Source organism: Inhella sp., from assembly GCF_041912635.1.
Lineage (GTDB): Bacteria > Pseudomonadota > Gammaproteobacteria > Burkholderiales > Burkholderiaceae_C > Inhella.
Genome location: NZ_JAYRMO010000027.1, coordinates 50,668 through 70,098 on the forward strand (window position 1 = coordinate 50,668; position 19,431 = coordinate 70,098).

At 69.9% G+C, this 19,431-nt stretch carries 26 protein-coding genes; 23 read left to right on the forward strand and 3 right to left on the reverse strand.

Annotation, left to right across the window (positions count from 1 at the left end; translation table 11 throughout):
• Positions 1–37 precede the first annotated feature (37 nt).
• The 18 genes from ACE3QP_RS15740 to ACE3QP_RS15825 all read left to right on the forward strand — a co-directional run bounded on the left by ACE3QP_RS15740 (position 38) and on the right by ACE3QP_RS15825 (position 12,914).
• Positions 38–1,606: a deoxyribodipyrimidine photo-lyase/cryptochrome family protein gene (locus ACE3QP_RS15740; protein ID WP_374437433.1), complete on the forward strand. Its 1,569-nt coding sequence runs from the start codon at positions 38–40 to the stop codon at positions 1,604–1,606.
• A 59-nt stretch (positions 1,607–1,665) separates the two neighbouring features.
• The gene (locus tag ACE3QP_RS15745; RefSeq protein WP_374437434.1) at positions 1,666–1,758 is read left to right on the forward strand and encodes a DUF2256 domain-containing protein; all 93 of its coding nucleotides are present in this window, start codon (positions 1,666–1,668) and stop codon (positions 1,756–1,758) included.
• Positions 1,755–3,281 (forward strand): cryptochrome/photolyase family protein, encoded by a 1,527-nt coding sequence (locus ACE3QP_RS15750; protein WP_374437435.1) that lies wholly within the window; start codon positions 1,755–1,757, stop codon positions 3,279–3,281. Before ACE3QP_RS15745 ends, ACE3QP_RS15750 begins: the two co-directional genes overlap by 4 nt.
• Positions 3,278–4,384 carry an FAD-binding domain-containing protein gene (locus ACE3QP_RS15755; protein WP_374437436.1) on the forward strand — a complete coding sequence of 369 codons (1,107 nt, stop codon included), beginning with the start codon at positions 3,278–3,280 and terminating at the stop codon, positions 4,382–4,384. Before ACE3QP_RS15750 ends, ACE3QP_RS15755 begins: the two co-directional genes overlap by 4 nt.
• Positions 4,385–4,462: 78 nt before the next feature.
• The gene (locus ACE3QP_RS15760) at positions 4,463–5,569 is read left to right on the forward strand and encodes an EAL domain-containing protein (RefSeq protein ID WP_374437437.1); all 1,107 of its coding nucleotides are present in this window, start codon (positions 4,463–4,465) and stop codon (positions 5,567–5,569) included.
• A gap of 65 nt (positions 5,570–5,634) precedes the next feature.
• The gene (locus ACE3QP_RS15765; RefSeq protein WP_374437438.1) at positions 5,635–5,871 is read left to right on the forward strand and encodes a CopG family transcriptional regulator; all 237 of its coding nucleotides are present in this window, start codon (positions 5,635–5,637) and stop codon (positions 5,869–5,871) included.
• Complete coding sequence (locus tag ACE3QP_RS15770) at positions 5,871–6,317, forward strand: PIN domain-containing protein (protein ID WP_374437439.1); 447 nt, start codon at positions 5,871–5,873, stop codon at positions 6,315–6,317. The genes ACE3QP_RS15765 and ACE3QP_RS15770 overlap by 1 nt, the downstream gene beginning before the upstream one ends.
• Positions 6,310–7,368: a histidinol-phosphate transaminase gene (gene hisC / locus ACE3QP_RS15775; RefSeq protein ID WP_374437440.1), complete on the forward strand. Its 1,059-nt coding sequence runs from the start codon at positions 6,310–6,312 to the stop codon at positions 7,366–7,368. The genes ACE3QP_RS15770 and hisC overlap by 8 nt, the downstream gene beginning before the upstream one ends.
• Complete coding sequence (hisB, locus tag ACE3QP_RS15780; RefSeq protein WP_374437441.1) at positions 7,365–7,955, forward strand: imidazoleglycerol-phosphate dehydratase HisB; 591 nt, start codon at positions 7,365–7,367, stop codon at positions 7,953–7,955. The genes hisC and hisB overlap by 4 nt, the downstream gene beginning before the upstream one ends.
• A complete protein-coding gene (gene hisH, locus ACE3QP_RS15785) occupies positions 7,952–8,602 on the forward strand; it encodes an imidazole glycerol phosphate synthase subunit HisH (protein ID WP_374437442.1) in 651 nt (216 codons plus the stop codon). The genes hisB and hisH overlap by 4 nt, the downstream gene beginning before the upstream one ends.
• Positions 8,603–8,606: 4 nt before the next feature.
• Entirely contained in the window at positions 8,607–9,347 is a 741-nt protein-coding gene (hisA, locus tag ACE3QP_RS15790) for a 1-(5-phosphoribosyl)-5-[(5-phosphoribosylamino)methylideneamino]imidazole-4-carboxamide isomerase (RefSeq protein ID WP_374437443.1), read from the forward strand.
• Positions 9,344–9,997: a DUF2799 domain-containing protein gene (locus tag ACE3QP_RS15795; RefSeq protein ID WP_374437444.1), complete on the forward strand. Its 654-nt coding sequence runs from the start codon at positions 9,344–9,346 to the stop codon at positions 9,995–9,997. Before hisA ends, ACE3QP_RS15795 begins: the two co-directional genes overlap by 4 nt.
• Before the next feature lie 69 nt (positions 9,998–10,066).
• Positions 10,067–10,291: a hypothetical protein gene (locus ACE3QP_RS15800; protein ID WP_374437445.1), complete on the forward strand. Its 225-nt coding sequence runs from the start codon at positions 10,067–10,069 to the stop codon at positions 10,289–10,291.
• On the forward strand, positions 10,291–10,860 hold the full coding sequence (locus tag ACE3QP_RS15805; protein ID WP_374437446.1) for a hypothetical protein: 570 nt from the start codon (positions 10,291–10,293) through the stop codon (positions 10,858–10,860). The genes ACE3QP_RS15800 and ACE3QP_RS15805 overlap by 1 nt, the downstream gene beginning before the upstream one ends.
• A 14-nt stretch (positions 10,861–10,874) precedes the next feature.
• Positions 10,875–11,633, forward strand: coding sequence for an imidazole glycerol phosphate synthase subunit HisF (hisF, locus tag ACE3QP_RS15810; RefSeq protein ID WP_374437447.1), 759 nt, complete (start codon positions 10,875–10,877; stop codon positions 11,631–11,633).
• Positions 11,630–12,178: a 16S rRNA (guanine(966)-N(2))-methyltransferase RsmD gene (gene rsmD, locus ACE3QP_RS15815; RefSeq protein WP_374437448.1), complete on the forward strand. Its 549-nt coding sequence runs from the start codon at positions 11,630–11,632 to the stop codon at positions 12,176–12,178. The genes hisF and rsmD overlap by 4 nt, the downstream gene beginning before the upstream one ends.
• The gene (gene coaD, locus ACE3QP_RS15820; protein ID WP_374437449.1) at positions 12,175–12,651 is read left to right on the forward strand and encodes a pantetheine-phosphate adenylyltransferase; all 477 of its coding nucleotides are present in this window, start codon (positions 12,175–12,177) and stop codon (positions 12,649–12,651) included. The genes rsmD and coaD overlap by 4 nt, the downstream gene beginning before the upstream one ends.
• Positions 12,651–12,914, forward strand: a complete 264-nt coding sequence (locus tag ACE3QP_RS15825) for a YfhL family 4Fe-4S dicluster ferredoxin (protein WP_374437450.1) — start codon at positions 12,651–12,653, stop codon at positions 12,912–12,914. Before coaD ends, ACE3QP_RS15825 begins: the two co-directional genes overlap by 1 nt.
• On the opposite strand, the gene ACE3QP_RS15830 is transcribed toward ACE3QP_RS15825, so the two are convergent.
• The 3 genes from ACE3QP_RS15830 to pth all read right to left on the reverse strand — a co-directional run bounded on the left by ACE3QP_RS15830 (position 12,915) and on the right by pth (position 15,603).
• Positions 12,915–14,492, reverse strand: coding sequence for an HD domain-containing phosphohydrolase (locus ACE3QP_RS15830; RefSeq protein ID WP_374437451.1), 1,578 nt, complete (start codon positions 14,490–14,492; stop codon positions 12,915–12,917). It abuts the gene before it with no gap.
• Positions 14,493–14,561: 69 nt separating this feature from the next.
• On the reverse strand, positions 14,562–14,993 hold the full coding sequence (locus tag ACE3QP_RS15835) for a hypothetical protein (RefSeq protein WP_374437452.1): 432 nt from the start codon (positions 14,991–14,993) through the stop codon (positions 14,562–14,564).
• A complete protein-coding gene (gene pth / locus ACE3QP_RS15840; RefSeq protein ID WP_374437453.1) occupies positions 14,944–15,603 on the reverse strand; it encodes an aminoacyl-tRNA hydrolase in 660 nt (219 codons plus the stop codon). The genes ACE3QP_RS15835 and pth overlap by 50 nt, the downstream gene beginning before the upstream one ends.
• Before the next feature lie 114 nt (positions 15,604–15,717).
• Between pth and pilM the strand changes: the two genes are divergently transcribed.
• The 5 genes from pilM to ACE3QP_RS15865 form a co-directional block, all read left to right on the forward strand.
• On the forward strand, positions 15,718–16,668 hold the full coding sequence (pilM, locus tag ACE3QP_RS15845) for a type IV pilus biogenesis protein PilM (protein ID WP_374437454.1): 951 nt from the start codon (positions 15,718–15,720) through the stop codon (positions 16,666–16,668).
• A gap of 8 nt (positions 16,669–16,676) precedes the next feature.
• Complete coding sequence (locus ACE3QP_RS15850) at positions 16,677–17,258, forward strand: PilN domain-containing protein (RefSeq protein ID WP_374437455.1); 582 nt, start codon at positions 16,677–16,679, stop codon at positions 17,256–17,258.
• On the forward strand, positions 17,255–17,911 hold the full coding sequence (locus ACE3QP_RS15855; RefSeq protein WP_374437456.1) for a hypothetical protein: 657 nt from the start codon (positions 17,255–17,257) through the stop codon (positions 17,909–17,911). Before ACE3QP_RS15850 ends, ACE3QP_RS15855 begins: the two co-directional genes overlap by 4 nt.
• Positions 17,908–18,270 carry a hypothetical protein gene (locus tag ACE3QP_RS15860; RefSeq protein ID WP_374437457.1) on the forward strand — a complete coding sequence of 121 codons (363 nt, stop codon included), beginning with the start codon at positions 17,908–17,910 and terminating at the stop codon, positions 18,268–18,270. Before ACE3QP_RS15855 ends, ACE3QP_RS15860 begins: the two co-directional genes overlap by 4 nt.
• Positions 18,267–19,431: secretin N-terminal domain-containing protein (locus ACE3QP_RS15865; protein WP_374437458.1), on the forward strand; the 1,165-nt coding region annotated here is incomplete at its 3' end. The genes ACE3QP_RS15860 and ACE3QP_RS15865, both read left to right, overlap by 4 nt.

Genomic DNA, 19,431 nt, shown 5'->3' on the forward strand with positions numbered 1-19,431 from the left:
CCAGGACAAACAAGGCCTGACCTTTCAGAATCGGGCCATGTCCACTGCCCTGGTCTGGCTCAAGCGCGACCTGCGCCTGCACGATCACGCCCCGCTGATGCAGGCCGCTGCCTGCGAGCGGGCGGCGGCCGTGTACTTCATCGAGCCCGAGTGGCTGGCCAGCCCGGAGTTCGACCCCCAGCACCTGCGCTTCGTACTGGAAAGCCTGGCCGAGCTGCGGGCGCGCCTGCAGCGGCGCGGACTGCCCCTGCATGTGCGCGTGCGCCCCGCCGTGCAGGGCCTGGCCGAATTGCAGCAAGAGCTGGGCTTCACGCACTTGTTCAGCCATGAGGAGACCGGCCCCGGCTGGACTTACGCCCGCGACTTGGCCGTGGCGGTCTGGTGCCGTGCTCAAGGCGTGGCCTGGCTGGAAACGCCGCAGCATGGCGTGGTGCGGCGGCTGCGCAGCCGCGCCGGCTGGGCTGCGCGCTGGCAGGCGCGCATGGATACGCCCGAGTGCGCGCCGCCGTCCGGCTGGCGCGCGGCCGGGGGGCTTTGCGAGCAAGCGCTGCCGAGCCCAGCTGACCTCGGCATCGCGCCAGACCGGCGCGCCAGCCAGCGCGGCGGTGAACGCGCCGCGCGCGCCACGCTGGAGAGCTTTCTGCAGGCGCGCGGGCAGGACTACCGCCGCGCGCTCAGCAGCCCGCTGAGCGCCGAAGCAGGCTGCAGCCGGCTCTCGCCGCACCTCGCCTTCGGCACCTTGAGCCTGCGCCGCGCCCACCAGGCCACCGAGCGCCGCATCGATGCCGCCCGCGGCCTGGGTGAGCGCGACTGGGCCTACGCCTTGCGCGGCTTTGCCGGGCGGCTGCGCTGGCACTGTCACTTCATGCAGAAGCTGGAGGACGAACCGGCCATCGAGTTCCGCGCCTTTGCTCCCGCCTTCGATGGCCTGCGCCCGGGCGATGAGCACCCCGAAGCCCCGCCCTGGGACGCTGCGGCCCAGGTGCGCTTTGCGGCTTGGTGCGAGGGCCGGACCGGCTGGCCGATGGTGGACGCCTGCATGCGCAGCTTGTGCGCCACCGGCTGGCTGAACTTCCGCATGCGCGCGCTGCTGGTCAGCGTGGCCGCCTACCCGCTGTGGCTGCACTGGCGCCCGGTCGGGCTGCACCTGGCGCGGCAGTTTCTGGATTTCGAGGCGGGCATCCACTGGAGCCAGCTGCAGATGCAAAGCGGCTGCACCGGCATCAACGCGCTGCGCGTCTACTCCCCCACCAAGCAGGCGCGCGACCAGGACCCCGAGGGCCATTTCATCCGCCGCTGGGTGCCCGAGCTGGCCGGTGTGCCCACCGAATGGCTGGCCGAGCCCTGGCGCATGCCGGCCAGCGTGCAGCAGCGCGCCGGCTGCCGCATCGGCAGCGACTACCCGGCCCCGCTGGGGGACGAGCGCGCGGCCATCCGCGAAGCCAAGGACCGCCTCTGGGCCGCGCGCCGCAGCCCGCAGGCGCGCGCCCAGGCGGATGCGGTGCAACAGAAACATGGCTCGCGCAAGAGCGGCCTGCCGCCCAGCCCCAAGCCACGCGCACCACGCGCACCACTCGTGCCGGCCACCCAAGGAGAACTGTTCTGACCTGGAAAGGCAACAAGCAGGCCCTGCCCAGCAAGCCCTGCGCCACCTGCGGCAAACCCATGAGCTGGGGCAAGGCCTGGGCGAAGAACTGGGCCGAAGTGAAGCATTGCAGCGAGCGCTGCCGGCGTGCGGCCCAGGCGGGGCGCACATGAGACATCTCGTCATCGTGCTGGGCGACCAGCTGGACCTGGACGCGGCCGCCTTCGATGGCTTTGACCCGGCCCAGGATGCGGTGTGGATGGCCGAGGTGGCGGAGGAGTCCACGCATGTGTGGAGCAGCCAGCCGCGCATCGCAGTCTTCCTGGCCGCCATGCGCCACTTCGCCGAGGCCCTGCGCGCAGCCGGGCGGCCGCTGCACTACCGCCGCTTGGACGAACCGGCCACCCGCGCCAGCCTGGCCGAGCAACTCGCCGCCGACCTGGCCCTGTTGCGCCCGCAAGCCCTGCGCCTGACCCGCCCCGGCGACTGGCGCGTGCTGCAGGCCTTGCAGGCGGTGGCGGCGCAGCAAACCCTGCCGCTGCAGCTGCTGGAGGACCGCCACTTCTTCACCACCCCGGCCGACTTCGCCGCCCATGCCCGCGGCCGCAAGGGCTTGCGCATGGAGTACTTCTACCGCGAGCAGCGCCAGCGCCACGGCGTGCTGATGGACGGCCTGGAGCCCCTGGGCGGCCAGTGGAACTTCGACGCCGACAACCGCGCCGCTTTCGGCCCCGAGGGCCCCGGTTTTGACCTGCCGCAGCCGCCGCGCTTTGCGCCCGATGCCATCACCCGCGAGGTGCTGGACCTGGTGCGCACGCGTTTTGCCGATCACCCGGGCCGGCTCGATTCCTTCGCCTGGCCGCTCACGCGTGCACAAGCGCTGCAGGCCCTGCAGGCCTTCATCACCGAGCGGCTGCCGCTGTTCGGGCCCTACCAGGACGCCATCTGGCCCGGCGAGCCCTGGCTCTACCACGCGCAGCTTTCCGCCGCGCTGAACCTCAAGCTGCTCACGCCGCGCGAAGTGGCGGCGGCGGCGGAAGACGCGGTGCGCGCCGGCCGGGTGCCGCTGAACAGTGGCGAGGGTTTCATCCGGCAGATCCTGGGCTGGCGCGAGTACGTGCGCGGCATCTACTGGACGCGCATGCCCACCTACGCCGAGGGCAACGCGCTGAGCGCCACCGCGGATCTGCCCGCCTGGTACTGGACCGGTGAGACTGACATGGCCTGCCTGCGTGATGCCATCACCCAGACGCTCGAACACGGCTACGCTCATCACATCCAGCGCCTGATGGTGACGGGCCTGTACGCGCTGCTCTACGGCGTGCAGCCGCAGCAGCTGCACGCCTGGTACCTGAGCGTGTACGTGGACGCGGTGGAGTGGGTGGAACTGCCCAACACCCTGGGCATGAGCCAGTACGCCGATGGCGGCCTGATGGCCAGCAAGCCCTATATCGCCAGCGGCAAGTACATCGCCCGCCAGAGCCCGCTGTGCGGCAGTTGCCGCTACCGGCCGGACGAACGAACCGGGCCGCGGGCTTGCCCCTTCACCACCCTGTACTGGGACTTCCTGCTGCGCCACGAAACCCGCTTTGCCAGTCACCCGCGCCTGGCCCTGCAGGTGCGTGGTCTGGCGCGCGTGCCCGAAGAGGAGCGCGCGCGCATCCGTGCCCAGGCCGCAGCCTTGCGCGCGGCATGATCGACACCGCCTGGCCCCCCACCCGCGCCGCCGCGCTGCAGCGCCTGGCTGCCGTGGATGCCGCGGCCTATGCGCGCAGCCGCAACCACCTGGAGGGCGCGGTTACCGGCCTGTCGCCCTACCTGACCCACGGCCTGCTGAGCGTGCCCGAATGTCTGGAGGCCTTGCGCCTGCCGCCGCAGCACAAGCTCGTCTACGAGTTCGGCTGGCGCGAGTACTTCCGCCATGTGTGGGTGCACCGCGGTGAGGGCATCTTGCACAGCCTGCACCCCGGCCCCTTGTCCGACGCGGCCTACGCCGCCGAGCTGCCGCAGGACATCCGCCGCGGCGCCACCGGCGTGCCCGTGGTGGATGAGGCGGTGCGCACGCTCTATGCGCGCGGCTGGCTGCACAACCACGCCCGCCTGTGGCTGGCCAGCTATGTGGTGCATGCGCGCAAGGTGCATTGGCGCGCCGGGGCCGACTGGATGCTGGCCCATCTGCTGGACGGCGACCTGGGCAGCAACCACCTGAGCTGGCAATGGGTGGCCGGCACCGCCAGCCACAAGCCCTACCTGTTCGATGCCGCGAATGTGGCGCGCTTTGCGCCGCCGCCCTGGCACAGCGAGGGCAGTGCCATCGACTTGGAGCGCGGCGCGCTGGAGGCCCTGGCGCGCGAGCCGCGCAGCCTGGCGGCGGGCCGCGGCGTGGGGGTGGAGGAACCCGCCCTGACCAATTTGCCGCAAGAGGCATCGACCGCAGAGCCCCTGCCAGGGGCGGACCTGTGGCTGGCCCACCCCTGGGCCTTGGGCGAGGCCCCTGCAGGGACGACGGTGGTGGCGCTGGTGCTGAAGGAAGCCCATGGGCAGCAGCCCTGGAGCCGGCAGCGCTGGGCCTGGGTGCAATCGCGCATGGCTGCATTGAGCCCGCGGCGGTGGGTTGTGGACCGCGCCGGTCTGGTTGCAGCGTTGCGCGGTGCGGCGCGCGTGCGCACGCTGGCCAATCCGCACATCAGCCCCTGGTTGCCGGAGGGTGTGCAGGCGCTGCCCGAGCCCCGGCACTTTCCCGATCCGGAGTGCTGTTGCAGCTCCTTTTCCAAGTGGTGGAGCCGGGTGAGCCGCTGACGCCCCTCCAGAACGGGCTGCACAGCGGCCGCCGGCCGGGGTACGCTGCGCAGGTCCCGGCAACCACTCGTTACAGGCATGGGCGAAAACCTCTGGGTCCTTGAAGGCTTGGGCGCCAACGGCAGCCATGTGCGGCACGAACTCAGCCAGTTCCCCTGCCATATCGGGCGCGACCCGGGCAACGAGCTGGTGGTGCCGTCCTCGGGCCTGTCGCGCCGGCATGCCGAGTTCCAGCTTGATGTCTCAGGCCAGCTGCGCCTGATCGACCTGAACAGCAGCAACGGCAGCTTCGTCAACCGCGAGCGCATCAATGGCTCGGTGCTGTTGAACGAGGGCGATGTGCTGCACTTCGCCACCGTGGAGTTCCGGCTGCTGCGGCGCGGCAACTTCCAGGAAACCGCGCCCTACGAGGACATCGGCCGCACCGTCATCGTGCCCAGCGGCCTGAGCCTGCCGGCGCACTTCGTGCCCAAGGAGCGCCAGTTCTTCGAGTTCCTGCAGGGCAAGGGTCTCTCGGGCGCGATTCAGCCCATCGTGCGGGCTCGCGATGGTCATTTGTTTGCCTGGGAGCTGCTGGGCCGCAGCACCCATCCCGAGCTGCCCAGCTCGCCGATCCGCCTCTTCAACATGGCCACCTTGCTGGGCCGCGAGGTGGAGCTGAGCGCGGCCCTGCGCGAGTTCGGCGTGCGCTCACTTGCGCCCCATGCGCGCGACATGCCGCTGTTCGTCAACACCCACCCCAAGGAAACCTTCGAGGAGACCTTCCTCGAATCCCTGGCGCGCCTGCAGCAGGACTGCCCGCAGCTGCAGCTGGTGGTGGAGATCCACGAGAACGCCGTGATGGAAGTGGACCGCATGCGCGAGCTGGCGGCGCGCCTGAACGGCATGGGCCTGCGCTTTGCGTACGACGACTTTGGCGCCGGCCAGGCACGGCTGAACGAGCTGGGCGACGTGCCTCCGCATTTCGTCAAGTTCGACATGGGCCTGGTGCACGACATCCACCTCGCCAGCGAGCGCAAGCAACTGGTGGTGGCCGACCTGGTGAAGCTCGTGCATGAACTGGGCTCCCAGGCCTTGGCCGAGGGCGTGGAGCTGGAAGAGGAGGCGGCGGTGTGCCGCCAGATGGGCTTCGACTTGATCCAGGGCTACCTGACCGGCCGCCCGGGACCCTTGCCCGGCGGTTGAGCACGGCTTGACACGAAGTTCGTGCAACACGAAACTCGTGGTGCACTGTTTTCGTGGAACAAGCCATGCGCAACGTCACCATCACCATGGAAGACGCCGTCGCCGATTGGGCGCGGATGGAGGCGGCCCGCCGCAACACCAGCGTCTCGCGCCTGGTGGGCGAGTTGCTGGCCGAAAAAATGCGGCATGACGACGCCTATGAGCGGGCGATGAACGAGTGGATGCAGCGCGAGCGCAATTGGTCCAGCGACGGCAGCCCCTATCCGACCCGCGATGAGATCTACGACCGAGGTCGCAAGTAATGGCGATGCCGCTGGTGTTTGTGGACACCAATGTCTTGATCTACAGCGAGGACCGCTCCGAGGGCGTGAAGCACCAGCGCGCGCTGGCTTGGTTGGATGCCTTGTGGCAGCACCGCCGGGGCCGGCTCAGCACCCAGGTGCTGAATGAGTTCTACGTCAACGTGACACGTCGGGTGCATCCGCCCATGCCAATGGGCGACGCCCGTGCCGAGGTGCGCCGCTACCAGCATTGGGCGCCGTGGCAGATCGATCACCAGACGGTCGAGACGGCCTGGGGCCTGGAGGCGCGCTTTTCGATCAGCTGGTGGGATGCCCTGGTGATTGCGGCGGCCATCCATCAAGGTTGCCAGTACGTGTTGACCGAAGACCTTCAGCATGACCAACAGATTGACAGCGTGCGCATCGTCAACCCCTTTCTCACCGGGCCGGAGCTCTTGAATGCTTGACGTGATCCGCTCCGACATCCAGCACCTGCACGCCTACGCCGTGCAGCCCAGCACCGGCTTCATCAAGCTGGACGTGATGGAGAACCCCCACCGCCTGCCGCCCGCGCTTCAGGCCGAGCTGGGCGCGCGCTTGGGGGCCGTGGCGCTGAACCGCTACCCGGCCGAGCGCCTGGACGACTTGCGCGCCGCGCTGGCCCGCCATGCCGGCCTACCCGAGGGCTGCGCGCTGATGCTGGGCAATGGCTCGGACGAACTCATCAGCCTGCTGACCCAGGCCATCGCCCGGGCCGGCGCCGTGGTGCTGGCGCCGCAGCCCGGCTTCGTCATGTACCAGCTGAGCTGCCAACTGCTCGGCCCGCGCTTCGTTGGGGTGCCCTGCCGGGCCGAGGACTTCGCGCTCGACCGCAACGCGCTGCTGGACGCCATCGCCCTGCACCGGCCCGCGCTGCTGTGGCTGGCTTACCCGAACAACCCCACCGGCACCCTGTGGGACGACGAGGTGATCGAGGAGCTGATAGCCGCCATGCAACACCACGGTCTGGTGGTGATGGACGAGGCCTACCAGCCCTTTGCCGCGCGCGATTCGCTAGACCGCCTGCGCCGCCACCCGCACGTGATGGTGATGCGCACCATGAGCAAGTTCGGCCTGGCCGGCGTGCGCATCGGCTACCTGATGGGGCGCACCGAACTGGTGGCGCAGGTGGAGAAGCTGCGCCCGCCGTTCAATGTGAGCGTGCTGAACGCCGAGGCCGCGCTGTTCGCGCTGGAACATGAGGCCGTGTACGCCGCGCAGGCGGCCGCCATCCGTGCCGAGCGCGGGCGCCTGTTCGCCGCGCTGCAGGCGCTGCCCGGCGTGACGCCCTTTCCCAGCCAGGCCAATATGGTGCTGGCGCGCTTCCCGGATGCCGCGGCCACCTTTGCCCAGCTCAAGGCGCGCGGCATCCTGGTCAAGAACGTCAGCGCCATGCACCCGCTGCTGCACAACTGCCTGCGCCTGACCGTGGGCACCCCGGAAGAGAACTCCGCTTTGATCAAGGCCCTTCAACCATGAGCCGCCAAGCCAGCGTCCAACGCGACACCGCCGAAACCCAGATCCGCGTCGCCCTCGATCTCGACGGCACGGGCAAGGCCCAGCTGAACACCGGCATCGGCTTCTTCGACCACATGCTCGACCAGATCGCCCGCCATGGCCTGATCGATCTGACGATCGACGCCAAGGGCGATCTGCACATCGATGGCCACCACACGGTGGAGGACGTCGGCATCACCCTCGGCCAGGCCTTTGCCCAGGCCCTGGGCGACAAGCGCGGCATCACCCGCTACGGCCACGCCTATGTGCCGCTGGACGAAGCCCTGAGCCGCGTGGTGCTGGATTGCTCCGGCCGGCCGGGCCTGCACATGGACGTGCGCTTCACCGCCGGCATGATCGGCCAGCTGGATACGCAACTGGTGTTCGAGTTCTTCCAGGGCTTCGTCAACCACGCCGGCGTGAGCCTGCACATCGACAACCTGAAGGGCCAGAACGCACACCACCAGTGCGAGACGATCTTCAAGGCCTTTGCGCGCGCGCTGCGCATGGCCATCACGCCTGATTCGCGCGCCGCCGGCACCATTCCATCCACCAAAGGCACGCTGTGAGCAAGACCGTTCTGGTGCTCGACTACGGCATGGGCAATCTGCGCTCGGTGGCGCAGGCCGTGCGCGCGGCCGCGCAGGGCAGCGGCGTCGAGGTCGTGGTTGGCCATGACCCCGCCCAGGTGCGCGCGGCGGATCGCATCGTGTTGCCGGGGCAGGGCGCGATGCGCGACTGCATGGCCCACTTCGAGGCCACGGGCGCGCGCCAGGCCGTGCTGGACGAGGTGCAGAACGGCAAGCCCCTGCTGGGCGTGTGCGTGGGCATGCAGATGCTGCTGCAGCACAGCGAGGAGCAGGACACCCCAGGCCTGGGCCTCTTTGAGGGCGAGGTGCGGCGTTTTCGTTTGAGCGGCCGCCTGCAGCCCGACGGCAGCCGCTACAAGGTGCCGCAGATGGGCTGGAACCGTGTGGACATCCAACGCCCCCACCCGGTGTGGGAAGCCATCCCCAGCGGCAGCCACTTCTACTTCGTGCACAGCTACCACGCGCAGCCCAAGCACCCCGAACAGGTGGCGGCCACCACCGAGTACGGAGATCGCTTCGCCTGCGCGATCGCTCGGGATACCATTTTTGCTACCCAGTTCCACCCTGAGAAGAGCGCCGACCTCGGTCTGCGTCTCTACCGAAACTTCCTGTTCTGGCAACCCTAAGGCCATGCTCCTGATTCCTGCCATCGACCTCAAGGACGGTCACTGCGTTCGCCTCCAACAAGGCGACATGAATGCCTCCACCACCTTCGGTGAGGACCCGGCCGCAATGGCGCGGCGCTGGCTCGATGCCGGCGCGCGCCGCCTGCACCTGGTCGATCTGAATGGCGCCTTTGCCGGCAAGCCGGTCAACGAGGCCGCGGTGAGGTCCATCCTGGCCGAGGTGGGCGACGAAATTCCCGTGCAGTTGGGCGGTGGCATCCGCGACCTCGACACCATCGAGCGCTACCTGGACGACGGCATCAGCGCCGTCATCATCGGCACCGCCGCGGTCAAGAACCCCGGCTTCATTCGCGATGCGTGCACCGCCTTTGGCGGGCACATCTGGGTGGGCCTGGACGCCAAGGACGGCAAGGTGGCCACCGACGGCTGGAGCAAGCTCAGCGGCCACGAGGTCGCCGACCTGGCCAAGAAGTTCGAGGACTACGGCATCGAGGGTGTGATCTACACCGACATCGGCCGCGACGGCATGCTCAGCGGCATCAACATCGAGGCCACGGTGCGCCTGGCGCGCCAGCTCAGCATCCCGGTGGTGGCCTCGGGCGGTTTGTCCGGCTGGGCCGACATCGAGGCCCTGTGCAAGGTGCAGGACGAAGGCATCAGTGGCGTCATCTGCGGCAAGGCTATCTACACCGGCGCGCTGGATCTGAAGGACGCCCAGGCCAAGGCCGACGCGCTGACGCCATGAAAGTCGCGGCCGTGCTCCTGGGCCTGCTCTGCCTGACGGGCTGCGCGGTCATGGACGCCGACGACTGCGCGCATGCCAACTGGCGCCAGCTGGGCGAGCGCGACGCCCTGGACGGCTACACGGCCGATCGCTTCGGCAAGCGCGCCAAGGCTTGCCGCAAGCATCAGTTCGGCGCCGACCAGGCGGCCTATGAATCGGGCCACGCGGCGGGGCAGCGCGTGTACTGCAGCGCCCCACGCGGCGAGGCCGATGCCGCGGCCGGCCGCAGCCCGGCCGCCCTGTGCCTGGCACCGCTGCAGCCGACTTACGACCAGGGCTTCAACCGCGGCCTGCAGACCTTTTGTCGGCCCCGCAATGCCTACGAGCATGGCCGTGCCGGTTCCAGCGACCCGCGCACCTGCCCCGAGATCAGCCGCCTGGGCTTTGAAGCCGGTTGGCGCCTCGGCCATGAGGTGTACGAGCTGGAGCAGCGCCGCCAGCGCCTGCTCAACGACGCCGCCGCCCAGCGCCGCCGCGCCGGTGACGATAAGCTCAAGCCCGAGGAACGCCAGCAGGCCAGCCGCCGCGCCAGCGAGCTGGAGGCCGAGGCCAACCGCGTGCGCAGCCGCCAGCGCGAGGTCGAGCTGGACGCCCTTTCCCTGCCGCGCTGAGAGCGATCCCTTGCGCCGCATCCCTTCCTTCCCGCGGGCTCGCATGCCCACCCCTCCCTGGAGCTCACCATGACGCTGAAACCCCTGCTTGCCGCCCTTGCCCTCGCCGTTGCCAGCCTGGGCGTGGCGCCCGCGCCGGCCCAGGCCGCCGGCCACCCCGTGCAGGCCAAGGCCGGCGTGCATGGCGCCCAGACCGTGGCCAAGAAGAAGGGCGCGAAAAAGGCCAAGAAGGCCACCAAGAAGAAGGTCACGAAGAAGCACAAGACCCTGCACAAGGCCAGCCGCCTGCGCTGATGGCCTCGCAGGGGCGGGGCCCCTGGCGCTGGCTGCTGCGCCCGTTCATCGGGCTGCTGGCGCTGCTGCTGCTGGCCGAGGAGTGGCTGTGGGACGTCCTGCAGCGCGGCATGCGCCGCCTCGGCCTGGCCCTGCACCTGCAACGGCTGGAAGCCTGGTTGCGCCAGCTGCCGCCCTGGCCCAGCCTGCTACTGCTGGCCGCCCCCGCAGCCCTGCTGTTGCCCTTCAAGCTGGCTGCGCTTTGGGCCTTGGGCCACGGCTACCAGTTTCTGGGGCTGCTGGTCTTCGTGGCCGCCAAGCTCTGCGGCACCGCGCTGGCCGCCTACCTGTTCGACCTGGTACGCGACAGCGCCCGCCGCCTGCCCTGGTTCGATCGCTTCTATCGCTGGGTGATGGGCTGGCTGGCGCGCGCCCGTGCCTGGCTGCATGCGCAGCCTGTCTACCAGCAGGCCCGCGCCAGCGCGCGTGAGTTCAAACAGCGCCTGCGCCACGCCCTGGCCCTGCGGCGCCCCGCAGCCTGGCTGCGCTGGTGGCGTTCCGCGCGCGCGCGCCGTCACCGTTCCGGATAGCTCTACCGATTCCCATGCTTGCCAAACGCATCATTCCCTGCCTGGACGTAAAGGACGGCCGGGTCGTCAAGGGCGTCAACTTCGTCGGCCTGCGCGACGCGGGCGACCCCGTCGAAGCCGCCGCCCGCTACAACGAGCAGGGCGCGGACGAACTGACCTTCCTGGACATCACCGCCACCAGCGATGGCCGCGACCTGATCCTGCCCATCATCGAAGCCGTGGCCGACCAGGTCTTCATCCCGCTGACCGTGGGCGGCGGCGTGCGCGAGGTGGCCGATGTGCGCCGCCTGCTCAATGCCGGGGCCGACAAGGTCAGCTTCAACTCGGCCGCGGTGGCAAACCCGGAACTGATCCGCGCGGCCAGCGACAAATACGGCTCGCAGTGCATCGTGGTGGCGATCGACGCCAAGGCCAATGACTCGGGCGGCTGGAACGTCTACACCCACGGTGGCCGCAAGGACACCGGCCTGGACGCCGTGGCCTGGGCGGTGCGCATGCAGGAACTGGGGGCCGGCGAGATCCTGCTCACCAGCATGGACCGCGACGGCACGCGCGCCGGCTTCAATCTGGCGCTGACCAAGGCGGTCAGCGACGCCATCGATCTGCCGGTGATCGCCAGCGGCGGCGTGGGCACCTTGCAACACCTGGTGGATGGCATCCGCCTGGGCGGCGCCGACGCCGTGCTGGCGGCCAGCATCTTTCACGATGGCCAGCACACGGTGGGCGAGGCCAAGGCATTCATGCGCACCGCGGGCATCGAGGTGCGCCTGTGAACAAGAAGTCCGGCGCCGCCGGCGAGGTCCGCATCATTGGCGGACGCTGGCGGCGCACCAAGCTGCCCGTGCCCGATCTGCCCGGCCTGCGCCCCACCGGCGACCGCCTGCGCGAGACGCTCTTCAACTGGCTGGGCCAGGAGCTGGGCGGCTGGAAGGTGCTGGACGCCTTTGCCGGCAGTGGCGCGCTGGGGCTGGAGGCGGCTTCGCGCGGCGCCCAGGTCACGCTGGTGGAGCAGGACGCGCGCGCGCTGCGCAGCCTGCGCGAGGTGGTCGCGCGGCTCGACGGCGCGGCCGACTGCGTGCGCGTGCAAGCCGGCGATGCCTTTGGCCAGATCGGCCCGGGCTGGGACCTGGTGCTGCTCGATCCACCCTTCGAGGCCGATCTGTTCGAGCGTGCCCTGCACGCTGCCTGTGGCTCCGCCTGGATCTATCTGGAGGCGTCGCGCGAGTTCGCCGCACCGAAGGGCTACCGCCTGCACCGCCACCTCAAGGCCGGGGCGGTGCACGCCCATTTGTTCGCGCTCGACAATCCGAGCCCATGAAAGCCATCTACCCCGGCACCTTCGACCCGCTGACGCGCGGGCACGAAGACATCCTGCGCCGCGCCGCCAAGCTCTTTCCTACTGTCATCCTGGCGGTGGCCACGGCCCATCACAAGAAGACCCTGTTCACGCTGGAGGAGCGCCTGGCGATGGCGCGCGAGGCGCTCGCCGATGTGCCCCAGGTGCAGGTGGTGGCCTTCGAGGGCCTGCTGAGCCGCTTCGTGCTGGAGCAGGGCGGCCAGGTGGTGGTGCGCGGCATCCGCGCGGTGAGCGATTACGACTACGAGTTCCAGATGGCCGGCATGAACCGCCAGCTGATGCCCGAGGTCGAGACCGTGTTCCTGACGCCCGGCGACGACTACCAGTTCGTCAGCGGCACCTTCGTGCGCGAGATCGCGATGCTGGGTGGCGACGTGTCGAAGTTCGTCAGCCCGGGCGTGCTGCAGGCCCTGATGGCCAAGCGAGGCAGTTGATGGCGCTCAAGATTACTGATGAGTGCATCAACTGCGACGTCTGCGAGCCCGTCTGCCCGAACCAGGCGATCTCGATGGGGCCGGAGTTCTACGTCATCGACCCGAACCGCTGCACCGAGTGCGTGGGCCATTTCGACACCCCGCAGTGCGCGCTGCTGTGCCCGGTGGCCTGCATCCCCAAGGACCCGGCCCATGTGGAAGACGCCGAAAGCCTGATGCAGAAATACCTGCGTCTGACGGCCGTAAAAGCCGAAAAGGCCTGATCAGAGTTCCGCGCTGATGCTGGTGTCTGGGAAACGCTCGTAGATCGCGCGCACGGCGTCCAGCCGGTTCAGCAGCAGGGTCACCAGGCGGGGATCGAAATGCAGGCCGGCCTGGCTCTCGATGTAATCGATGGCGGTCTCGAAATCCCAGCGCTTCTTGTAGACCCGGTCGGACATCAGCGAATCCAGCACATCGGCCAGCGCCACGATGCGCGCCGGCAGCGAGATCGTTTCGCCGAACAGGCCCTGCGGATAGCCCTGGCCATCCCAGCGCTCGTGGTGCTCCAGCGCGATCTGCGCGCCCATGCGCAGGATGCGCCGGTCGCTCTGCGCCAGCAACTCGTGGCCGATGCGCGCGTGCTGCTGCATCTGCGACCACTCATCGGCGTCCAGCTTGGCGGGCTTGTTGAGGATGTGGTCGGGGATGCCGATCTTGCCGACATCGTGCAGCGGCGCGGCCTGGCGCAGGTGCTCGACCTCCATCGGCTCCAGCCCCCAGGCCTGGCCCAGCAGGGCGGCCAGCTCGGCGATACGGCGCACATGGGCGCCGCCCTCGTTGGAGCGCCGCTCCACCGCCTCGCCCAGGATGTAGACGGTGGCGCGCTGGGTCTCCTGCACCTCCTCGCGCAGCAGCAGGGCCTCGTAGGTGATGGCCACGTTGGAGCAGAAGATCTCCAGCAGCTCCTGGGCCTCGTGGTCCACCGGGTCGGAGAACTCCATGTAGAGCAGGCTGACGCTGCCGCCGCTGGTGCGGTAGTAACCCACGCAGTGGTGCGGGTCGAAGTGGCTGCGCTGCTCGCGCTCGGCGCGGTCCAGCGCCTGCTTGACCTTCTCCGGCAGCTGCATCAGGCCCTGCTCGTCGAGCAGGCCGGCGTACTCGGGCGTGGCGGCCAGCACATGCAGCCGGCCCTCCATGTGCGAGGCGGCGTAGGCGGCAATGCGGTTGGCGCACAGGCCCTGGGCCTCGTAGCCGAGCAGGTGGGCGACCTGATCGAGCACGGCCGAGGCGAAGACCTTGAGGTTGTGCGAGTCGTAGATGCGCTGGATGGCCTCGATCGAGCGACGCAGCGCCATCTTGCTCTGCTCAATGATGAGGATGTCGCGGTAGGAGCGCAGCGCCGCGAAGAAGACCGTGTTGAGCTTGCGCTTGGTCAGCTCGGTCTTCTCCTTGTAGTCATTGATGTCGTAGTTTTTGATGACATGCTCTTCCGGCGCCTGACCGGGCTGGCCGGTGCGCAGCACGATGCGCGAGCGGTGGTTGCGCATCTGCTCGCGGATGTCGCGTGCCAGGTCCAGGCCGGCGTGCTCGGTTTCCATCACTACATCGAGCAGGATCAGCGCGACATCGCTGCGGCTGGCCAGCACCTGGCGCGCCTCGGCGGCGCTGTAGGCATGCAGGAAAAGCAGGTGACGGCCGGCGAACTCGAAGTCCGCCATCACCAACTCGGTCACTTCGTGGACCTGGGGCTCGTCATCGACGATCAGCACCACCCAAGGGTCAAGCGGATGCTCGGTAGGTACCAGCACCGACTCGGGCGCGAACAGCAGGTCGTGATCGTCTTCGTCGTGTGAGGACATGGCGCGGGAACCGGTCCAAGGTGCCGGCGATCATGCCAGAAGCATCGGCCGGGCTGCGCCGGGTGCGCTTCAGCGCTTGTTGGCAGGCGAGCGCGCCGTGCGCGTTTTCTCGTCTTTGCGCTGTTTGTTGCGCGCGGGCCGGTCGGGCGGGGCGGTTCGGGTGTCGGCCGAGGCCTTGTCCATACCCCGCGAGCCTGCCGGCTGGCTGGCCGGGGGTGCGCTGGCCTCGAAGCGTTCACGCTCGCGTTGCAGCCGAGCGGCCTCCCGGGCCTCGGCCGCCTGGCGCTGCAGGGCGGCGGCGCGGTCGCTTTGGCTGGGTTGATCGTAGGAGAGCGGCGCGGATGCCCCCGATTCCGCGGGGCAAGGGCGGTCGCGCAGCTCACGCCCGCCGGGCCCGCAGCGGAAGATCGGCGGGCCGCTCTGCCGCCGTGTCTGGGCCAGCCCGGACAGGCTAGTCAGCAGCAGGGGCAGCAGGAGCAGGGGGCGGCGGCGCAGGGTCATGGCTGGGGCTCCGGGGCGGGCGCGGCGGCTTGGGCCGCTGGGGCTTGGCGTGCAGGCGCTGGGTGGCGCTGTCGAATTGGCCGGCCAGCAGCAGGGGCAGGGCGGGCAGGCTTTTGTCGATGCAGGCCTGCAGCAGCTCGCGCTCCGGCCCCGGCGCCCGGCGCAGCACATAGCCGGCCACGGCATCGCGCTGGCCCGGGTGGCCGATCCCCATGCGCAGGCGCCAGAAGTCGTTCGAGCCCAGCTGGGCCGCCATGTCCTTGAGCCCGTTGTGCCCGGCCGCGCTGCCGCCGCGCTTGAGCTTGAGCTCGCCCGGCGGCAGGTCCAGCTCGTCGTGCGCGACCAGGATCTGCTGCGGCTCGATCTTGAAGAAGCGCGCCAGCGCCGCCACCGACTTGCCGCTCAGGTTCATGTAGGTCATCGGCTCCAGCAGCCACACATCCCCTGTGGGCGTGCGGGCCCGCGCGGCCAGCCCGAAGTAGCTGCGTTCGGCCACCAGCGAGACTTTGAGCTCGCGGGCCACCGCATCGATCCAGGCAAAGCCGGCGTTGTGCCGGGTGTCCTCGTATTCAGCGCCCGGGTTGCCCAGGCCCACCAGCAATCTCAGCATGCGGGGGATTATCCCGGGGGGGCACAGAGAGAATGCCCTGAAATACTGTTGCTCACAAAGCCCTCGCCCGGCTCAGCGGGGGCGCGCCGGCCGCCGCAGCTGCGGCGCGGTGCCTTGACGGAGTTCCTGCCCTTGCCTTTGCTGCGTGCCCGCACCGAACCTGGTTGGACGGCCCTGGTGCCCCAGGGTGAAACCCTGCGTGCCGCCCATCTGCTGCCTGCTGCGGCGGGCCGACCGGCCCGCCTGGCCTGGCATTGGCAGGGGCCTTGGGGCGAGCAGGAGGCGGTGCGCAGTGCCAGCCTGGCCGCCCTCCACAAGGCCCATGGCGGGCGCACCCGCCGCGTCTGGGTGCTGGAGCGCGGCCACTACCAGATCGTGCCCACCGAGGCCCCGCCCGACGTGCCGCGCGAGGAATGGAAGGACGCGCTGCGTTGGCAGCTCAAGGGCCAGCTCGACTTCTCCGCGGAGGATGCCGCCCTGGACCTGTTGATCCTGCCCGGCGACCAGAACCAGCGTCGCCAGACCCAGCTGCTGGCCGTGCTGGCGCCCAAGCATCGCTTGCGCGAGCTAGCCGCGCAGGCCGACGCCCAGCGCCAGGGCCTGGAGGCGATCGACATTCCCGAAACGGCACTGCGCAACCTCAGCGCCCGCCTGGAGCCCGAGAACCGCGCCCAGGCGCTGTTGAGCTTCGGCAGCGGCCAGGGCAGCCTGGTCATCACCCAGGGGGGTGAGCTGCTGATGTTTCGCCAGATCGAGCTCGCGGCCGAGGCCCTGGCCCACGAAGACGATGCGCGCCGCGACGCCGCGCTGGACCGCGCCGCGCTCGAGGTGCAGCGCACGTTGGACAACTTCGACCGCATGTTCAGCCACCTCAGCCTGGCGCGCGTGCTGGTGGCGCCGGGGCCGGGCATGGCCGGCCTGGTGGGGCATCTGGGGCGGCTGGTGACGGTGCAGGTCGAGGCCCTGGATGTGCAGGCCATGTTGGACCTGAGCGCTGCGCCGGAGCTTCAGGGCGCCGAAGCCGCCCGCTGGCTGCTGGCCCTTGGCGCGGCCTTGCGCGAGTAGGGGGCCGCATGCAGCACCTGAACCTCTTTGATGCCAGCCTGCGCCCCGAGCGGCGTTGGCTGAACTTGCCGCGCCTGGTGCTGGCCATGGGCCTGCTGCTGGTGCTGCTCTGGGGCGCGAGCCAATGGATGGCGCAGCGCACCCGCGCGCAGCTGGACCGCGGCGCCGCCGCCGAGCTGCAGATCCGTCAGCTCGGTCAGCAGGCACCGGCCCAGGCCGCCGCCGCGCAGCAGCAGGAACTGGACGCGCTGCGCCAGCGTCTGGCGCAGGCGCGCTTGTTCGAGGTGCAACTGCAGAGCCTGCCGCCGAGCGAGGCCGCACCCGAGCTGCTGGAGGCCCTGGCACGCGCCGCCGGCCCCGAGGTGTGGCTGACCGCCGCGCACTGGGCTGCGGCCGAGCCGCGCCTGGAGCTCGAGGGGCGCCTGCTCGATGGCCGCCAGCTGCCCGCCTACCTGCGCCGCCTGGAGCAGCAGCCGGCCTTCAAGGGCCAGCGTTTTGCCCAGCTCAGCCTGGGTGAACCGGAGGCCGGCGGGGTGCAGAAGTTCCAGCTGCGCAGCAGCAGCACGAGCGCCAGCGGGAGGGCCCGATGAAGAACAGTCCCTTGCTGCAGCGCTGGCAACAGGCCAACAAGGCCTTTGATGCCCGGGTGCCGCGCGAGCGCTGGTTGCTGGCGGTCGCTGGCCTGGCCTTCGTGCTCTGGCTGGGCGACCGGCTCTGGCTGGCGCCGGCGCAACGGCAGCTGGCGCAGGCCCGCCAGCAGGCCGAGCAGACCGAGAAGGCGCTGGCAGAGCTGCGGACGGCGCAGCAGCTGGCGCGCGATCAGGCCGAGCTGCAGCACAAGCAGCGCGAGGACGAACTGGCGCGCCTTCGCACCGAGTTGCAGGGCCTCGAGGGCCGCCCCGGCGCGCTGGAAGGGGCGCGCATGCTGGCGCTGCTGGAGGAACTGGTGCAGCGCCAGCAAGGCGGCCTGAAGCTGCGGGCCCTGACAGCGCTGCCGGATGCCGCCGCCGCGCCAGCATCCGCCGCGGCCCCTGCGGCCGGCCCGCGCCTTTACCGCCACGCCATCGAACTCGTCGTCAGCGGCTCCTATGGCGCCCTGCACCAGTACCTGCGCGATCTGGTGCAAAGCGAAGCCCGGCTGCGCGTGCGCCAGCTCTCTTTCACGGTGCGCGAGCACCCGGACATCGAAATGACGCTGCAGGTCGAAACCCTGAGCCCGCAAGCGGCCTGGCTGACGCTATGAAGCGCTGCCTTGCCGCCTGCATCGCCGCCGGCCTGCTGCCGCTGGCTCTGCCCTGCGCGGCGTTGCCGGACCCGACGCTGCCGCCGCCGGCTTGGCGCACGGCGGCCAGCGGCGTGGCGCCGGATGCCCCCGCAGCGCAGCCCGCGCGGCCCCAGCTGCAGGGGCTGCGCCTGGGCCCGCGCCCCAGCGCCCTGATTGACGGCCAGCTGATGCAGCCCGGCCAGCGCCTGAACGGCTACCTGCTGCTGCGCATCGACACCGAGGCCGCCGTGCTGCGCGACGCCGAGGGTCGCCAGCACCGCCTCCTGCTGCTGCCGCAGGATGACAAGAACAACACCCGCAAAGAGGCCCGCCCATGAATGCCTGGGTTCCCGCATTGATCCTCACCGGCCTGCTGGGCGCCGCCCAGGCCCAGGAGCCGCAACGTGCCGAGAGCCAGCCGGTGGCACCGCGCCCCGGCGCGGCCACGCAGTCCCTGCCGCGCCTTGAGCGCTTCGACATCGCCCTGGTCGATGCCCCGGCGGCCCAGGTCTTCCTGCAGCTGGCCCAGGGCTCGCCCTACCAGCTGCTGGTGGCGCCGGATGTGTCCGGCCGCATCAGCCTGAACCTGCGCCAGACCACGGTGCTGGAGGCGCTGGACGCCATCAAGGAGCTGTACGGCTACGACTACCGGCTCGCCGGCGACAAGGTCTACGTCTACAGCAATGCGGTGCAGACGCGCATCTTCCGCATCAACTACCTGCCGGGGCGCCGTCAGGGCGAGAGCGACACACGCGTGTCCACCAGCGCACTGGCCGTGAGTGGCGGCAACGGCAGCAGCGGTGGCAGTGGGTCGGGCAGCGGTTCGGGCAGTGGCAGTGGCAGTGGCAGTGGCAGCGGCGGCGGCACGCAGCTGCGCAGCTTCGAGTCGGCCCAGGTCAAGACCACCTCGGATGCGAATTTCTGGGGCGAGGTGCGCGAGTCGCTCGGGCTGCTGGTGGGCAGCGGCGGCGGGCGTTCGCTGGTGCTCAATCCCTCCGCCGGGGTGATCGTGGTGCGCGCCCCCGGGCCGGAGCTGGTGCAGGTGGAGCAGTACCTGCAGGCCATTCAGGTCAGCATCGAACGCCAAGTCATGCTCGAGGCCAAGATCCTGGAGGTGAGCCTGAGCGACGACGCCAAGACCGGCATCAACTGGGGCGCCTTCGGGCAGCTGCTCGGCGGCTCGCGCGGTGGCCAGCTCAGCATCGGCGTGGGGCAGCCCGGCGCCGTCATCAGCCCCACCGGCCCGATCACCGATGGCAGCACCGTCAGCCTGCCCGGCGCCAATCTGAATCTGAATTCGCTCGGCCGCGGCTTCTACGGCCTGGCCTTCCAGGCCACCAACTTCGCCGCGCTGTTGAACTTCCTGGAAACGCAGGGCGATGTGCATGTGCTCTCCAGCCCCCGCATCGCCACGCTGAACAACCAGAAGGCCTTGCTGAAGGTGGGTTCGGACGAGCTCTACGTCACCGGCATCACCAACAACAACAGCACCAACAACA